The following is a 16674-nucleotide window of genomic DNA, read 5'->3' as shown; positions in this document are numbered from 1 at the left end:
GGCGGGTGTCAGACAACCGGTGTCGGATGTCAAATCATGGCGCCGAATGGTTGCGGCCGCCCTCGGGGCGGCCGCCTGCGATTTATCCCGCGGTGGGGATATTCGCGACCATACGCATGGAAGTCGTCAGTTCTTCCATTTGCAACCAGGGCTTTAGGTAGGCCACGGCACTGTAGCAGCCGGGCTGTCCTGGGATTTCCTTCACTTCAACACGCGCCTCAGCCAGCGGGTACTTGGCTTTCATTTCCGCGCTCGCGTCCGGATTCGAGTTGGTGTACTGGGAAATCCATTTGTTCAACCAGCGCTCACAGTCACCCGCTTCCATAAAGGAACCCACTTTGTCGCGGGCCATTACTTTCAGATAATGGGCGATACGCGAAGTGGCCATCAAATAGGGCAGACGAGCAGAGATTGACGCGTTGGCAGTGGCATCCGGGTTATCAAATACCTTGGGCTTCTGCGCACTCTGGGAGCCGAAGAAGACCGAGTAATCGGTATTCTTGTAGTGACACAGAGGCAGGAAGCCCTGATTACTAAGCTCCGCTTCCCGGCGGTCGGTAATGCCGACTTCGGTAGGACACTTCTGGTCCAGGTCGCCGTCGTCGCTTTTGAACACGTGCGTAGGCAGGCCCTCGACCTTACCACCACCCTCGGCTCCGCGAATCGCGGTACACCAGGAGTTTTCTGCAAACGCTTTGGTCATGGTGGTTCCCATAACATAAGCGGCATTCATCCAGCAGTACTGGTCGTGCTCGGCGGGCTTGGATACACCGGACTCATCGACTTCAAATTCCTCAAAGTTGAACGACTCGACCGGCTTGGTATTGGCACCGTAAGGGGTACGCGCCAGGGTGCGCGGCATTACCAGCGTTACAAAACGGGAGTCGTCACTGTCGCGGAAACTGCGCCATTTGATGTATTCGCCAGACTCGAAGATGCCGCCGAGATCGCGCGGCTTAGACAGCTCGGTAAAGTCGCCGAATCCAAACATACCCGCGCCAGCGGCAGAAATGAATGGGCAGAAACCTGCGGCAGCAACGTTGGACATTTTGCTGAGCAGCTCGACGTCTTCCGGGTGGCTGGTGAACTCGAAGTCACCAATCATGCTGCCGAACGGCTCGCCACCGGCGGTACCGAATTCCTCTTCGTAGATCTTTTTGAAGGTCTGGCTCTGGTCAAACTCCACGGCTTTGTCCAGGTCCCGGAAGAGTTCACGCTTGGTGATGTTCATCATGCGAATCTTCAGCGTGGAGCCAGTTTCGCTGTTCATTACCAGGTGATTCAAGCCGCGCCAGGAACCTTCCAGTTTTTGGAATTTTTCATCGTGCAGGATCGCAGACAGCTGCTTTGACATCGCCTGATCAATGGCATGCACCGCCTGATTGATGGTTTGAGTCAGGTTGCGATCCCAGGTGACGGTACCTTTGAGTACTTGCTGAGTCAGATTGGCAATCAGATCCTGGGCTTCTTCCGGCTGAGTCTGTTTGGTTGCAGAAATAGCCTGCTCCAGCAGACTGACCGATTGCTCTTCCGTTTCCTGTTCCGCTACATTTTCAACTTCGGTGCTCATTACGCATCCTCTCCCTTGTCTTCACCGAGACCCAACTGTTCGGAAATCGCGCCGACGTTTTCGGTGCTTTTTAGAATATCTTCCAGAACTTTTTCCAGCTCCTCTGAGCGGTCCGCCTTGCTCAAAAGGTCGCGCAGCTTGCTGCGGGCTTCCAACAGCTGTTTCAGCGGTTCAATCTGCTCAACGATTTGCTCTGGAGAGAAGTCATCCATATGATTGAAGTCGAGGTCCACCGCCATTTTGCTGCCGTCACCGGCCAGGGTGTTCTCAACCTGCAGGTTCAATTTTGGATTTACCTTGCTCATCACATCATTGAAGTTGTCACGGTCAATTTGGACGAACTTGCGCTCTTTGAGCGCCTTGCGGTTCTCCATGTTGTCACCGGAGTAATCTCCCATGACACCGGTAACAAAAGGCAATTCCTTTTTCTGCTCAGCGCCATTGGTTTCAACATCATAAGTAATGTGAACACGCGGCTTGCGCACACGCTTCAGTTTGTTGTGAATACTCTCGGACATCAGGGTCTCCTTTCCTCAATACGGGGATGGTGATGATTAGGTCGAATTTACCAACTGGTTTCGGCTACAGGGGTCTCTTCTTTTGTTTCCCACCCACTATCTTGCTGGTCTGGGTCACTGGTTACCGCCGGGGCACTGGAAGCGGGAGATGCTTCCCGCGGCGCCGGGGGTGCTACATAACGCTGGCTATCGGAACCATCCAACTTCACCCCGGTAAGCTGTGAATACAGGGCTCTGGATTGATCGTCGGGCAGCAACTCGGTCATTAGCTCTGCCACCGTCATGCGTCCCCAGCTGATCAGGCGCTCCAGGCCCGGGGCAAGCGGTGTGTGAGGCTCGTAAGTTCGGAAATATTTCGCGGCCTTTTCCAGTAACAGCAAGGCATCTTCACGGGAGGCCACCGCACCGTTTGGTACCGCGATCAACTGGGAAATGGGGGCGGAAACTTCTCCGGTCGCGGCCGCAGAACTAACTTCTGCCGCGGTCGCCTCTGGCACAGGCTCAGCAACGGCCAGAGATTCCAATTGTGCTTTGTAGATAAAGCGCGTGGTGCGCAGCACCTCATCCAGCAGTGCGCTGATATTTGAATGTGGAGGTGCGTCGTGACCGCAGTGCTCACGCAGTTTTTCATTGATATTTTTGTAACGCGCCAGGGCCTCTTCCAGGGTTTCTACCAGATCCTGCGCCCATTGCGCGCCCGCACCCTGAACACATTGTTCAAATTCAGCGAGGCTGTAACCCAGAGTTTCAACGCGCGCAGCCTTTGCATCATCATCCGCAATTCGATCCGCGTCCCGCGCCTGCTGGTAATGGAAGAAAGAGAAGCCACCGAAATCACCTTCCGGCGTAATATCTGCATTGCGAATGGGCATCAACAAAGTGCCATCGGCACCGTCACCATTGAGACCGGTCAATGGCGCAACTTTGGTCTCGATACCATCCTCATCTGGCTCTGGATATAAGTTTTCCCAAAAGCCATCGATGAGGCGGTCGATCAGATCAATGCCGTCACGCAACCCCGGAAAGCCGTGTAGCCGAATCAGGGACTCGGCATACCAGCTCGCGACTTCGAGGTCTTTACTTTTTTCTTTGAGGATTTTTTCAGCGGTTTTGGAAACATCCCGCCAGGGCGCCATCAGGTCGGTATCGCCCTCATCAAACATGGCCGAGCGCTCAGCGGCGCGGGCACTATTTCTGGCGTCCTTGATGGTGTAGTAATCGGAGGTGGGCGAACGATCGGCGCGAATGTCCTCTCCCTGTGCCAAATCGCCAGAAATGGCCTGAGTAAGAGCATCAAGATCAATCACGTTGGCAAATGCCATGAGAATTCCTTTTCAGTTAGGTCGTCTAGACCACAACAGATCAAACCGGAGAACCTGAATGACCGGATTCAATCAACAGATTCCATAATCCATTACTAGGAAATTTCAGCAACAGACTGCACTGCGGCTCCGCAGGACTTTACTCGCGCACTGGCGTCCGGAATCAGTCCGGTATCAGCAGAAAAACTTGCGACTATCTGCTCAAAATCTGTCTTTCTAGCGGCGTAGTCCTCGGCCTCACACCAGAGAAACAGCGTAAAAATCTGGCCGCCATTTTTAATACAGGCCACCAGATAGTGCACCGGTACCGAATCCACCTGTGCCGCTATTTCACCAAAATATCCTGGAAAACAACCCTGCTCAAGGGGTGTCGGAGGCATCACAACAAGTCCCGATGCCACCTTGGAGGCGCACTGCTTCAACTGAGCATCACAATATTCAGCGATCGACGGAGCCATCTGAAGCTCCCTGAGCGACTGACACAACACTACAAGAAACTGATTTTCTTGGATATTTCCCGCCTGAATGACAGAACCCTTGTTCAGGTCTTCAAATATCTGCCAGCTAGCCGGCACCTTGAGTGAGCAACTTCGATCTTCGGCAAAAACCTCGGTATAACGCCGGATTACGGTGTCAACGGGCAACCTGGAATTTTCGGACTTTTCATCGTTGCTTTCCGATGAAATTTCTGACGAAACCGCTACCGTTTGAATTTCACCCTCACCACGACGCAATAGCTGCCCATCCTGAATCAATTCGGCGTACCAGCCCGCCTGCCAGAAAGCGTCGATCAACTGTTCGCCCTGTCGCGAATTCGCGCAGGTTTTCACTACCAGCCGTCCCCCGGTCAACAGTTGCTTTATACGGGAAAAATCCAGATTAAAGCTCTGCGCCAGGCGTCTAATCCCTTCCCGGCGCTCAACGCCATCCCGCAACACCCCGGTAAAAATGACCTGGCATGAGTCTGCAGACATTATTCATCCCTGATTTTTCGCCCTGGCTCTAAATCCTTGAACCAGAGATAACTTGTTGTATCGACAGATTGAACGCGGCCTGGCACCGGCCGCCACACAAATCTTCAAAGGCATTTCCAAATCAACGCGCACTCGCCTCCAGTACTTTTTCTACTGAGAGGCTGTATATGCGAATAAATGCCAGCGGCAATAAACGGTACGCACGTACCCGTTACGGAAAAACCAAACTACTATTTTATCGAAATTGGATTTTGATTAAACACCGTTTTCCTTGATCACCCGGGGAAATCCGCGTTTTTATTGGTACGGATATACCAATTAAAAGGAAATTGATTCTCTCGCTGCACAGCAGTTTATTCCTCACATAATACGTCCAGGCTCACCAGTGATACTTTGGCGCCCCAAGCATGGTGCAATAGACAGATGGATCCGGCAGCCCTGCACTCAACATTACGTTGTGATTCACACTCGGTGATGGTGCGCACCACCAGAGACTGAAGCTGGAATACTGATCCTTGCACATGGCTTGCAGCAACTCCGGGTATGCCAGATCGACGGCTCCCTCAACACTCAATAACCGTTGCTCCGCAGCCCCCTCCGGGGAGCTAGCACCGGCATCCGACATTGCCAACGCCGGGAAGCGCTCCGACAAGTGATCCACAAGCAGAGCATTCTGCAGTGCCTCAATGGCCAGTTCAGAAAGCGCTGCGTACCAACTTTCTGCCCGTACCTGAATATCAAATGGATTGGTGCCGGCGGCCAGGGGAACCGCCATTGTTACCGGAAAATATCGCCCCACACTGTCGACACTGGGAACCAGAATCCCGGCCCACGCACGCTCGCTCAACACTCCAGACGAAAGTGCGAAACGCCAGATCGGACTGGTCAGGTAATAATCCAGCCATTTTTCACCCACGAGCTCCCGGGAACCGTGCACCGCGCGCTGTAGCCATTCGTCCCATGGCGTAACAAAACTTGAGGGCAGGTCTCTCTGCACGAAGTCACCGTGGCCAGGTAACTTACCGAAGATACCTTTGCCAGCGGGCTTCATCGCCATTGATCCATCCATATCGTATTCCCTCTACTGATATTGGCGGTACGCCAGCGCTCACAACACCTGCGGGCAGCGATAGTTGCCAAGCAGGTTTTGATCAAATGGGTTGTAAACACCGGTGGCGGAAAGACGCAACTGTGCTGAACGCCCAGACTCACTGAAAGTCACCAGATACTCCGAACTACTCTTACCCTGCTCCAGGCGAGAATTCATCAGCAGACGGTACCAGGCCCAGTCCCCTTCAAAATGCTGACGATGAACCGTTTCATTCAAGTCTTCGAAAATAACCCGTACGCGATTACTTTCTCCGCCCCGCCAGTCGACTTTGGTACTGGTGCGCGGCCCGTGTGAATAGGGCACTCGCTGTGCGCCCATTTCCAGGGCAAACAACCGCACGCCGGAATCGAGTTTTGTGGGTTCCACCCGGAAGCTGTACCCGACCTGTTCCCCCTGACTGAACAGGGTTTTTCGAATGCGCTCCGCTCGCTGCATCTGCGCAAGAGTTGAACTCGAGACCCCCAGGCTGCGCCCCTCGAGAGATTTTGATTTCCAGCTACGGGTATCAATAAATGGCTTAAGGTACTCCTGTATAAACTGCTGCTCGACGCCGCCCGGCTTGAAGTAACTGTTGAACTCCATTACTGGCGCTTCCTGCTCGCCAGTCGAGCGCAGGGGAAAGCGGCCGGACAAGCTGCGATTGAACACGCTGTACACCTGCTCTCGCCACACCCTGTCGGCGTGGTGCTTGGCCTTAGCCATCACCAGTGACCAGGTACTATCAGCAATTTGTTCAAGCCAATGATCAAAAGGTGCCGGCGCATTCGCTGCCTTGATTCGCAACTGCTTGATTGCATCGCCCGCGCCATTGAATCGCGCCTTGGCCTTGTTAAACGCAACCTCGTCCGGGTCTACACCACTGTCGATTTCCGCCAGGTATTCCTGCAGCTGATTGATACTGGAAAGATATTCCTGAATACGCGCCGGTCGACCTTTTTCGCTACGCGTCATGCGCTGTAACTCTTCAAACCGCAAATCGACGATCGTCGGTTGAAATTTTTCGGTGATCGCATCGGCGGCGCCGCTTACTGCAGCGGCACCCATTCTTCGCGTGGTACTGGAGACCGGCAGTGGAACACCACTGGCATCCACCGAAATTTCAGGCCGAGGCGTTAGCCGTGTATTGTCCGCCGTTATTTCTGATACGGCCAATAGCGGTGAATACACCGGATCGGATAGTTTGGATAACACGTCCAGTGCCTGGGCGGTGGACTGGAATCCACGAATGGAAAAGGCGGTCAGGAATTTCTGCCAGCGCTGCTGGTATTCTCCCAGGTAAATCCGCTTCACTTCTTCGCCGAGTTTCTCCCGATCGTCTTCCGTGAAGTCTTCACCACTCAGTTCACCGCCGTAAATCCAGCGCTCTTCCGCGAGCTGATCCAGAAGCGGTGAATCGGCGCCAAACTCCAGCTCCTTGTAGCCCGCCTTGGTATACAGGTACGGCATCCTGAATTGTGTATCGGATGCATCGATTCCGAAGAGCTGGGCAGTGTCTCCACCCACTTCGCCATAAAGATCGATTTCTGTCATGCCCAATTCACTGCGTTGCATCTGCGCGTACAGGCGTTGCGGCACGGGTATCCGACGCAGCTGCTGTCGCGCACTTGCAACCACGCGCTCATTAGGCTCCAGGCCCTCTGGTAATGGCTCGGCAAAGAGTCGCTCCAGGTGACCGAGCAATTGCTCCTGCTTGGCGGCCTCTCCGGAAAGCTGCCGGGACCAGTCAGCACTGAAGTAGCTCTTCAGACCCTCAATATCACGCTTCTCCGGATTGAAAAACATCAAATACGTTTTCAGCGTCTGGGTCAGGGCTGGATCGCTACTATCCAAGCGCGCCAGATCACGCTCGAGTGAACGCTGCAGCGCGGGTAGGAAGCTCGTGCTCAACTGCTGACGGTAGAGCTTGTCGGCGGCCAGGTCGACGCGCTCGTCATAGAGCCCGAGGTTATTCAGCCAGGGATGCTCTTCTTTCTGATAAACACGGGACGCGGCGTGCAGCGGCTCCAACAATTTGAGTGAATCCACCGGCGTCAGACGTTGGCCGGCGGTACCTTTCTTTTGCGACTGGAACTCGGCAATCTTGTCTTCCACTTCACCCATGTAAATTTTGTTCTGGGTGATACTACCGGTCCACAGTAACAGTGCACCGACAAATACGGCAGCAGACCCGGCGTAAACAGCACCGCGGAACCAGCGGGTTGCCATTTCAAGCTTCCGGTTTACCCCAACCAGCTCTGCCTCCGGGAAGATGACATCTTTCAGCAGCCGATGCAGGAAGTAGCTCTTGCCCGCCCCCTGGAACTTCTGCGCCACATCGCGCTCGAGTCCAAAATCCGCACTGACGGAGGCCATCATCCGGTCGATCGGACTTCCCTCCTGGGTACCACTGGTAAAGTAGATTCCGCGCACCATGGGTACTGTATCGTAGCGATTCGGGCTAAAGGTCTGCTTGATAAAGTCGCTCAGTACGGTCTGCAGCCCTTCCATTCGCGCAGGAAAGCCCTGCAGCAATGCGCGCCGCTCCACGTTGCGCTCCTGGTGTATCCGCCATAGTACGCGCTGGTTCAGGCGTTCAACCAGGCTACGGAATTCACCAACAAACGTATCCAGCGGTGCTCCCGTTGCAGCACTTTGCTCTTCCGGGAAACTGACACCCCACACCTGTTCCCGCTCAGCCTGGGACAGGTTGTCAAAAAACTCGCTAAAACCTGCCACCAAGTCGCATTTGGTGAAGGTAAGGTAAATGGGGAATCGGATGCCCAGTTGCTGCTGCAGGTCATTAATACGCGCGCGGATGGTTTTCGCCTGATGCAGCCGTTGCTCGGTGGTCTGCACCATCAAGTCCTGCAGGCTAATGGCAACCAGAACCCCATTGATCGGACGGCGACGGCGGTAGCGTTGCAGAAGGCTCAGAAATGCCTTCCACGCACTATTGTCATACACCCGGTGGCTGTCCTGGGTAGTGTAGCGGCCAGCGGTATCAATCAGGACCGCATCGTTGGTAAACCACCAATCACAGTTACGCGTTCCGCCGACGCCACCCAGCGCTTCTTTACCGTGACTTTGTGCCAGGGGAAATTCCAGCCCTGAATTCACCAGCGCCGTGGTTTTACCCGAGCCAGGCGGTCCGATGATGATGTACCAGGGCAGCTGGTAGAGGGAAACTTTACCGTGCGCAGATTTGAAGCGCGCCTTGCGCAACACTTCCATTGCTTCACGAAAACGGGTGGACAGCGCACTCAACTCTTCGCGGCTGCGCTCCTGATCCGGGTCTACCTCTTCTTCCTGGGATGCCTCTATGCCTTCAATAAGTGCCTGATTCTGGCGACGCTCTACCAGCCACTGACTCAGGTTCCAGACCAGCCAGATCGCAAAAATAAAGACAATTATGGTTATCCGCACACCTGAACTCAGTGTGGCGTTATCACTGCCAAACTTGATGTAGTCGGCTGCAAACCAGATCAATAGCGATAGCGCACTCAACCCTATCAGCCCCAACACCCATTTGTTGGTAAAAAAATTGATCACTCGTTTCATGCAAAGCTCCAGGTTCCGGCGCCCTTGCGGCCGGGGGAATCAGTTCTGGCGTTCAGCGTGGCTGCGCAATAGTTTTTGTTTCTTTGGGGACTTCAATCATCAGCTGATCGATTTCCGTCGCTACCGGTGTCGCGCTCTGGTACAGCCACCAGCGATAGCCACTGAACGTCGCCGCGAGGACTCCCAGTACCACGCTGGCAATCACCCACAGGGGTATGTACTGGATCAAGCGGGTTTTTCGTTCCACGCAACCTTGCCAGCGGGGAGAAAGGTCTCGATCCATTGGCGGGCGATGACTTTCGATGGTGCGATAGAGGTTTTCACGAATCTGCTCCAGCTGTTCGTAGCCACGTTGCACCAGGCGATACTTTCCCTGGAAACCGAGGCTCAGGCACAGGTAAAACAACTCCAGCAGCTCAATATGCGATCCAGGTGTTTCCAGCGTGCGCTGAAGAATCTGAAAACATTTTTCACCGCCAAATGTTTCCTTGTGAAACAGGCTCAGCAGGGAATGCTGGCTCCAGCCACTGGCGGTACCCCAGGGAGTAGACAGCACGATTTCATCCACCACCGAACACAGCAGGTAGCGGGCGGTCAGCACGGTTTCCGGAGACAGGGACAACTGCTTTGCTTCGCGTTCGAAATTCTGTATCTCACGGGTCAGCCGCTTGTGCAGATCCGGCACATTGCTGTGGTTCATGGTGGTGCGCAGCTTGATGATGGCGCCCAGCAGCTTTGACGCGGCCGAAATCAGCGGGTTGAGGCTGTTTTTGATGCGTATCTCTGCCGCACCTTCGGCACCCGCAAATCCCTGGGGTTGTGACTGATGTTGCGACTGATGTTGTGACTGAGGTTGCGCGCCCCCCCCTGCACCACCTCGTGCGGCACCAGGCGTAGGGATCATAACTGTGCGGTCGCCGGCACTGGGAGCCGCCGGGGGTGTGAAGGCATCATTACTCATTGTCAGTTATTCCTTATTGCCCAGAGTTCCATGGTCAAACCTGGAAACTCGGCACCCAGGTGAACAGCAAATCCGCCAGACCGCTGCATGGCTTGCCAGAGCTCACCGGTACGTTCCAGCTCAAAATAGGTAAATCCCGCATGGTAGGGGATCTGACGCGGCGCCACCGGTAGTGCACGAATCGACAATCCCGGCAGCTGCGCCGAAATCAATTCACGAATTGCCTCGACCGGTGCCACCTTGGTCTGCCCCGGGAAGCGACTGCGCAAGAGATCACCCGGCATATCGGCTTTTGCGGCCATGATAAAGCTGGCCGTTTTGACCAGTGACGGATCGGTGATCGGTGCGACATAGATACCGAACTTGCGCTGCACCAGGTCCATGGCAATGGCGTTCTGTTCCAATACCGTAGACAGGGATTGGCGCAACGCAGAGAACAGGCCGGCGTAACTCTGCTGCAGGTTGTCGTGCTGGTAGCGAGGTATTTCCGGCGGTCGCTTATTGCCAGAAGTAAATGTGGATAATTCGCCGGCGAGCTGTAACAGCTCCAGGAACAGGTTGTGCGGGTGCAATCTCGGTTGCGCGGTGATCTGCTTGAGTAGTGGCTCAAAGCGGTTGATTACCTGTAACAGCAGGTAGTCGGCAATTTCAGCGGAACCGCTGCGGCCGCTGTCACTGAGGCGATGCCCCAGGGCAGAACCCCGGTGATCCAGCAGTCCTTTTACCTCTTCGATATAGGCTTTGATGACCGAGGATGCCTCGGCATTCAGTAGCGGTGGGATATAGTCGGAATCCAGCTCCACCGGTTTCTCCGGCTGCCGCTCGCGAATACGCGCAATACCTATGGCAGCGTAGCCACTAAGATCATCACTGCCCAGTTTTAGACAGGTGCGCAACTTGCCAACCTGAATACGCGCTGCCTCACCGGACGTTGACGCACTGTTGCGCGCATCAAAGTTACTCGCCTGGTATCGCGCCTGCGGGAAATCTTCCTGGTCTCTTACGGACTCCTGATTACCCGGGCGCTTCATCGGGATACACAGGTAGACCACCTCGTCGCGGGTATTCACCGGCACATCGAGCACATCCGGCAGGTGCTCATTTTCCGGCGCCAGCATCGGTGTTCCATCCGGAAAAATACCACTGACCCGAGACAGGGAAATTTTCCCCATTGCCAACGGCTCACTGTCGATGGCCAACTCCAGCATTCCCCAGGTATAGGGCCCCAAAGCCCCGGTCCTGGCTTCCAGCAATTGTTCGAGATAACGGTCCTGTTGCTGAAAGTGCTGCGGGCGAAGGAACATTCCCTCGCTCCAAATCACCTTGTTATTCGCCGACATACATGATCCTTGTTGTCGCGCCAGGCTTTAGCCTCGCGAGATGTTGTTAGTGCGCCTTGTCCGATCGCGTTAATCTTTTTACGCGATCGCGTTTAAAGTCCTTTGCCGGACTCGCGCAAACCTTTCAGGCGCTCGTATTCTTCGCTGGAGATGGTGACGGTTTCGCCCGAATTTCCCTTCGGCGCACTACTGCCGCGCTTACTGCTGCCCGTTTGACTGGTAGCAGCCGCACGACGGCGCATATTGAGTGCATCGGTGGAGGCGATGCGGGTTCCGGCGAGGGTGATCGCGTATTCGTTTTCCTTGTGATCGGTAATCGGTAATAACATCAGGCCATCGGCCTGTTGATACTGAACAAATTCCGCCAACAGACCGATATATTTGACTTCAGGGGTAAGCGGCAGCCGCTCCAGTCGTTGCTCGCCCGGAGCAAACTCCTTTAGCACCACGGTATCAATCAGGTCTTTGCCCAGGCGCGACTCTGCATTTTCGTAGAGGTTCAGGAATTCTTCCCGCGAGAACTGGCGATCGTCTGCGAGCATGAACACGCGCAGTACTACCGGTGACGCGCGACCATCGCTGTCCGGGTTTACGTTGTTTTGGATATCCACGGCCAGCGCCACGCTGGTATCCAAGTTGAGCGTACGACGCGTTGTCTGGCAGGCGGAAAGCGCCACTGCCAGTACTGCTACCAGCAGGAAATGTACTAATTTTTCTGTTTTCACGATTGTCTCCGGGTTTTTGATACGACTCTAATTTTTCGATGTCGCGTATTTTTCTGGGATCTACACTTTCCAGTAATCCACAAATGTTTGTTAGCCATTACTGAAACTTCTGGCATTTTTCAGCTCCGAAAGCTGACTTTCGTAGGTGGTGGCGAACTCCTCTCCGAACAACCGGCGGTAGCAGGCCTCCGGATCAGCAACAAGCCCGCGATACATCTCGACGAAATTTTCCCAGTTGCGTGCACTTTTACTACTGAATACACCGCCCTGTGATCCACTGCGCCGTTCGATATTGTCTGGATTGAAGAACTTGAGCATGGCGTCATAGCCGGCACGCATTCCCGCCAACACCGCCACCTGGTGATCGGACAGGTCATCGAAACTGTCACTCACCGCTTCGACCGGTGCCATAAAGGCGCCGTTACCGGCAAACATCGCACCCAGCGCGTCGCGGGCAGTGGCGCTGAACTTCAGGGGATTGTTAGCCTCGGTCTGAATCATGGTGCGCTGCACCCGCAACTCATTTTTGATACTGGTACGTGCACGCAGCAGGTCGATCAATCGCGACACTGTCTCCTCGACAATCTCTGCGGCCTGCTGATCCAGTTGCGGTAGCTGTTCCGCTGTAAGGTTCAAACCAATCTTTGTCGCCAGCACGCCACTCGCGGGCACTGATTGCTGCAGCGGTTGCGGTTGCGGTTGCGGTTGCGGTTGCGGTTGCGGTTGCGGTTGCGGTTGCGGTTGCGGTTGCGGTTGCGGTTGCGGTTGCGGACTTTGTGCTTCTACCGGCAGAGGAGAAAAGGCCTTGGAGGCGCCAGCAAAACTCTCGGCAGCCGGAGCATCAAAGCCCGGCGCACCCTGCACCTGCTCGCCGACCATCGCGGACAGAGATTCCGCAAAAGGGTTGGGCTCAGCGGGTGCTGGCGTCGCGGCCAAAGCGGGAGCAGGAGCAGGAGCGACTACAGGCGGCACCGATATTTGTGCTTGCGGCTGTGCCGGCATCGGCTGCACTGCGCCTCCCTGGAATCCCGAGTCCTGAAACCCCGAGTCCTGGAATCCCGAGCTTTGAAATCCAGAGTCCTGCAATCCCGAAGACTGGAATTCGGGAACAACCGGCGCTGGCGATAGAACCGGTTGTGGCTGTGCTTCAACCCGCGGTGCCGCTGAAAACTGCATTGCGTGATTGTGTGCGGGCGCATGGTCCTGCTCACTCCCATCCTTCCACCAGGCTTCGTCATCGCTCCACTGGGACTGACCGGCGGATGGCATACCGCCTCCACTGCCAAATCCGCCGCCCAATCCCGAGCCAAAATCGGTGCTGCTGCCCATGCCACCGACAAGGCCGGCAAGTGGATCCGCTGAGTTTCGGGCACTTGGATTGGCATTCAGGGCCTGCAGCGGATCGACCGGCGCTTCCTGACCGAGGAAATCATCCATCGAGTCCGCGGACTGTGAATTGGCCAGATATCCCCATTCGCCACTGTGATTGTTATTGCCGCCGGCGCCGGGCTCCAGCCAGCTGTCCAGTTCCCTGGCTTCCTGGGCGCTCTGCATTTTTGCCGCCGCTGCCGGGCTAAACGTGGTGCGATCGGCATTTTCCAGAAAATCGGCACCACCCAGGCCTTTTGGCAATCCGCTTTCTGCTTCCGGTTGCCGAATCGCAACCTTCAGCTGGTAATCACCCAGCGCGATGACGTCGCCATCATTGAGCGCGATACGATTGCCCTTGCCCAGAGGCTCGCCGGACTGGTTGTGGTAAGTGCCATTGGTACTCTGATCCACCAGATGGTATTGATTGTTGGCGAATACAATTTCCGCGTGGCGCGACGAGACCACCCGCTGAGGGTCCGGCAATACCCAGTCATTGCTGTCAGCACGGCCCAGACTGCCGCCGCCCACTTTGAACAGCTTGGTATGTTTGAGCATGTTGGCGCCTTCGGGATCGGCAACCACAGAAAGCATTAAATCCATGTCACTCAGACTCGCGCTATTTGGGTAAATGGAGCGGCACTGCCGCGGGCGGAAAAACGGATCTCAACACCAGGGCCCTCAACACCAGGGCCCTTTGAGCATCGCACCGGAAAGCGACTGCAGCTTCGGCAGCAGTATTTCGTCACGTCCCTGCACGGATCTCAGGGTACTGATCCCCGCGGCCTGAAAGCGCGCGGCGCCACGATCCGTCATCAATGCCTCTGCACAGGGTGTCATCCACTGCCCCTGGGGCAGGTTGCGCAAGTGCAGCGGCAAATCCGCAAACTGGTCCGCGGTTACCGGGCTCGCTTTTCCGTTGGTGACAAATTCACGACACAGGGAAAGTGCGAGCAAATAGGCACTATTGCCCCAGAGGTAATACTGGTGGCCAAGTTCCGGCGTCAATTCTTCAAACGCGAAATCTTCGGTGCGCGCCGTTTCGGCGCCATAGGGTAAACGCAGCATGAAGCGCGGCGCGGCCAGTGCCAGATGTTCGCACGCAGGATAGTCCCGCACTGCCTGCCAGCTTTCTGCGAAATCCTCGGCCAGTGGATAATGCCAGTCGTCGGGATCCATGGAGCCCGCCAGGCTGGTGCAGCCAGCCAGACGACTGTCTCCACCCATTACCATCGCGCTGCCCGCGGCTTCTGCCATGGTGGCGAGGTCGATCAACATATGGAGATCGCGCTCTTCATCGGCAATATAAAAATCCCCCACAATCAGGTTGTAGGGCTGGCTACCGGCAATTGCCTCCCGTGTTACCAGGCACTTGAACAACTGGGAGTTTTCAAGATCACTCTCGGCCTGCGCCAGGTCTGCGAGAATTTCAGCCTTGGTGATATCAATCAGGTGCAATTCCAGGCCAGGGTGATCTTCCAGCCGGCGCAACAGCAGGTGCAGGCTGCGCCAGCTGGCCTCCAGCTGGCGAAAATCACTGTGGTGCATGATCTTGCGCATGGCTTCGGACGCTGCCTGAGCAACGGCCTGCAAGTAAACATCCTGATTGGCATCCGGCTTTTGCTGCACGTAAGGTGCGACGATATCTTTGATCAGCTGGTCGATCTGGCCACCCGCGCTTTCTCGCTGCAACGCCTGGTAATGCTGGCCGGATAGAATCGCATCGAGCATGGACTGGGAAGAAGACTGGAAAGACGACTGCGCACTTGTGCCTGGCGCAGCACCTGACAAAGGCCCCAAGTCCGGGCGCCACTGCTGAATTTCACTGGCTGCGCGATCAAATTCACTCGGGGTAAGCAGCTGCTTTTCCAATTCGATAAATTGACGAAACAGTGGCACCCGGTTGTACAGGTAATCCGGGTGCAGGTCGTCAAACTCCATCAACCACAATGGATCATCCATTAGCGGAAGCTGCAGCCCAACCTGCATACGCTCAAACAGCTGCTCAAAATTATCTTTGCGCAAGCGATAAGCCGGCCGCGAAGCAATGGATTCCGGTGCGCACTGCTGCCGACTGGCACGGCCACTGAAGTCGCCGAGTATTGCCACCTTCAAACTGGCACTAGCGTACTCTTTTGTACGATCTCCCGCTTCCCGCGTATCGGCACCTTGCTTTAGGTCACCGAAAATTGCTGCATTGGTATGCACGCTTGCCCGACTCATAGTCCGCTCTCCATGGTGACGTTATTTTCATCCTTGCTGCCGGAAGGCGGCATCTTGTCGCCGGTTCCCACAGTATTCATTTCTTTTTCAATGACACGCTGGCTCAACGCATCCTGCCCCGCAGAGTCTTTCGAGGCTGCCGCCTGATTAGCGGCCTCTTTACTTGCTGACTTCGCTGTTTTGCGCGGGCGCCCACGTTTTAGCGGCCTTACTCGCTGGTTCGCAATCTGCTCGATTTTGTCTTTGAACACATCCCCCCCGAGCACCTGCCCGAGCTTGATGGTCTCGGCAATATATTCCAACAATCGACGATCAAAGCGGTAGCGGAACAGTTTCCGATAGGCTTCCGCCCTTGCCCGCGGAGTTTCTCCCAGCTCGCGGTAAAGGCGGTGATCGGTGATCACATCACTGTCTTCGGTACTCGCATGATGATTGAAACTGGACCATTGGTAGGCACCGAGAGAATCCGCAAGCCCCAGGTACAGCGGGCGCAGTTCCACATAGCGATAACAGGTCAGCAGGTAGGCATCGGAATCGATCAGGCTCGACTTGTAGCGTCCAGCCCAGAGGGTTCCCGAGCGCCGGTAGCGGTGGTTTACAAACTGAACGTAACGCCGGCCGAGGGATTGCATCATTGAGGGAATACCATCGGGCACCCGGGGTGTCGCAATAATCTGCACCATATTTGGCAAAAGTACATAGGCGTGCACATCCACCCGATACTGATCCGCTGCATTGCGCAGGCTGCTCAGGTAAAACCGATAGTCTTCCTCATCAAAGAAGCAGGGCAGATTGTTATGCCCCACCTGGACAATATGTTGAGGAATATCAATCAGATTAAGTCTCGGAAGACGGGGCATCTTGCCAAAAATTCCTTTTTAAATTGCACAGTCGTACCAACTGCACATCCGTTTCATGGGAAGGGGTTGGCATTATTGCAAATGATCCAAAAAAAATTCAAACGTTAGGCGTTAGCAAGTTAACATTACCGAACTTAATCACCGGAATTTCGATCGCGAGAAGAA

At 55.2% G+C, this 16674-nt stretch carries 12 protein-coding genes; all 12 read right to left on the bottom strand.

Going from position 1 to position 16674, the window contains the following annotated elements; all coding sequences use genetic code 11:
* Positions 1-82: 82 nt before the first annotated feature.
* The gene (gene tssC / locus M0G74_RS16505) at positions 83-1570 is read right to left on the bottom strand and encodes a type VI secretion system contractile sheath large subunit (protein WP_160151650.1); all 1488 of its coding nucleotides are present in this window, start codon (positions 1568-1570) and stop codon (positions 83-85) included.
* The gene (gene tssB, locus M0G74_RS16500) at positions 1570-2088 is read right to left on the bottom strand and encodes a type VI secretion system contractile sheath small subunit (RefSeq protein WP_160151651.1); all 519 of its coding nucleotides are present in this window, start codon (positions 2086-2088) and stop codon (positions 1570-1572) included. Before tssB ends, tssC begins: the two co-directional genes overlap by 1 nt.
* Positions 2089-2135: 47 nt before the next feature.
* On the bottom strand, positions 2136-3410 hold the full coding sequence (tssA, locus tag M0G74_RS16495) for a type VI secretion system protein TssA (RefSeq protein ID WP_248219693.1): 1275 nt from the start codon (positions 3408-3410) through the stop codon (positions 2136-2138).
* A gap of 95 nt (positions 3411-3505) precedes the next feature.
* Entirely contained in the window at positions 3506-4204 is a 699-nt protein-coding gene (locus M0G74_RS16490) for a hypothetical protein (protein WP_248219692.1), read from the bottom strand.
* A 559-nt stretch (positions 4205-4763) separates the two neighbouring features.
* Entirely contained in the window at positions 4764-5453 is a 690-nt protein-coding gene (gene tagF, locus M0G74_RS16485; protein ID WP_248219691.1) for a type VI secretion system-associated protein TagF, read from the bottom strand.
* A 39-nt stretch (positions 5454-5492) separates the two neighbouring features.
* Positions 5493-9032 (bottom strand): type VI secretion system membrane subunit TssM, encoded by a 3540-nt coding sequence (tssM, locus tag M0G74_RS16480; protein ID WP_248219690.1) that lies wholly within the window; start codon positions 9030-9032, stop codon positions 5493-5495.
* Positions 9033-9084: 52 nt separating this feature from the next.
* Entirely contained in the window at positions 9085-9993 is a 909-nt protein-coding gene (gene icmH / locus M0G74_RS16475) for a type IVB secretion system protein IcmH/DotU (protein WP_248219688.1), read from the bottom strand.
* A gap of 2 nt (positions 9994-9995) precedes the next feature.
* Positions 9996-11333, bottom strand: a complete 1338-nt coding sequence (gene tssK / locus M0G74_RS16470) for a type VI secretion system baseplate subunit TssK (RefSeq protein ID WP_248219686.1) — start codon at positions 11331-11333, stop codon at positions 9996-9998.
* A 92-nt stretch (positions 11334-11425) separates the two neighbouring features.
* Positions 11426-12058 carry a type VI secretion system lipoprotein TssJ gene (tssJ, locus tag M0G74_RS16465; protein WP_248219684.1) on the bottom strand — a complete coding sequence of 211 codons (633 nt, stop codon included), beginning with the start codon at positions 12056-12058 and terminating at the stop codon, positions 11426-11428.
* A gap of 90 nt (positions 12059-12148) precedes the next feature.
* Positions 12149-14029: a type VI secretion system-associated FHA domain protein TagH gene (gene tagH, locus M0G74_RS16460; protein WP_248219682.1), complete on the bottom strand. Its 1881-nt coding sequence runs from the start codon at positions 14027-14029 to the stop codon at positions 12149-12151.
* Positions 14030-14107: 78 nt separating this feature from the next.
* On the bottom strand, positions 14108-15649 hold the full coding sequence (locus M0G74_RS16455; protein WP_248219680.1) for a type VI secretion system contractile sheath large subunit: 1542 nt from the start codon (positions 15647-15649) through the stop codon (positions 14108-14110).
* The gene (locus tag M0G74_RS16450) at positions 15646-16509 is read right to left on the bottom strand and encodes a transposase (RefSeq protein WP_236250502.1); all 864 of its coding nucleotides are present in this window, start codon (positions 16507-16509) and stop codon (positions 15646-15648) included. Before M0G74_RS16450 ends, M0G74_RS16455 begins: the two co-directional genes overlap by 4 nt.
* Positions 16510-16674 lie beyond the last annotated feature (165 nt).

The sequence above is a fragment of the Microbulbifer sp. CAU 1566 genome (assembly GCF_023156515.1).
Taxonomy (GTDB): domain Bacteria; phylum Pseudomonadota; class Gammaproteobacteria; order Pseudomonadales; family Cellvibrionaceae; genus Microbulbifer.
The sequence above is the reverse complement of the archived record's forward strand: the minus strand, read 5'-3'. Positions and strand labels throughout refer to the sequence as shown.

Bases quoted from the DNA above. Each gene is read 5' to 3' on its own strand.
- tssC (WP_160151650.1), bottom strand. From the start codon at position 1,570: ATGAGCACCGAAGTTGAAAATGTAGCGGAACAGGAAACGGAAGAGCAA.
- tssB (WP_160151651.1), bottom strand. From the start codon at position 2,088: ATGTCCGAGAGTATTCACAACAAACTGAAGCGTGTGCGCAAGCCGCGT.
- tssA (WP_248219693.1), bottom strand. From the start codon at position 3,410: ATGGCATTTGCCAACGTGATTGATCTTGATGCTCTTACTCAGGCCATT.
- tagF (WP_248219691.1), bottom strand. From the start codon at position 5,453: ATGGATGGATCAATGGCGATGAAGCCCGCTGGCAAAGGTATCTTCGGT.
- tssM (WP_248219690.1), bottom strand. From the start codon at position 9,032: ATGAAACGAGTGATCAATTTTTTTACCAACAAATGGGTGTTGGGGCTG.
- icmH (WP_248219688.1), bottom strand. From the start codon at position 9,993: ATGAGTAATGATGCCTTCACACCCCCGGCGGCTCCCAGTGCCGGCGAC.
- tssK (WP_248219686.1), bottom strand. From the start codon at position 11,333: ATGTCGGCGAATAACAAGGTGATTTGGAGCGAGGGAATGTTCCTTCGC.
- tagH (WP_248219682.1), bottom strand. From the start codon at position 14,029: ATGGATTTAATGCTTTCTGTGGTTGCCGATCCCGAAGGCGCCAACATG.
- M0G74_RS16455 (WP_248219680.1), bottom strand. From the start codon at position 15,649: ATGAGTCGGGCAAGCGTGCATACCAATGCAGCAATTTTCGGTGACCTA.
- M0G74_RS16450 (WP_236250502.1), bottom strand. From the start codon at position 16,509: ATGCCCCGTCTTCCGAGACTTAATCTGATTGATATTCCTCAACATATT.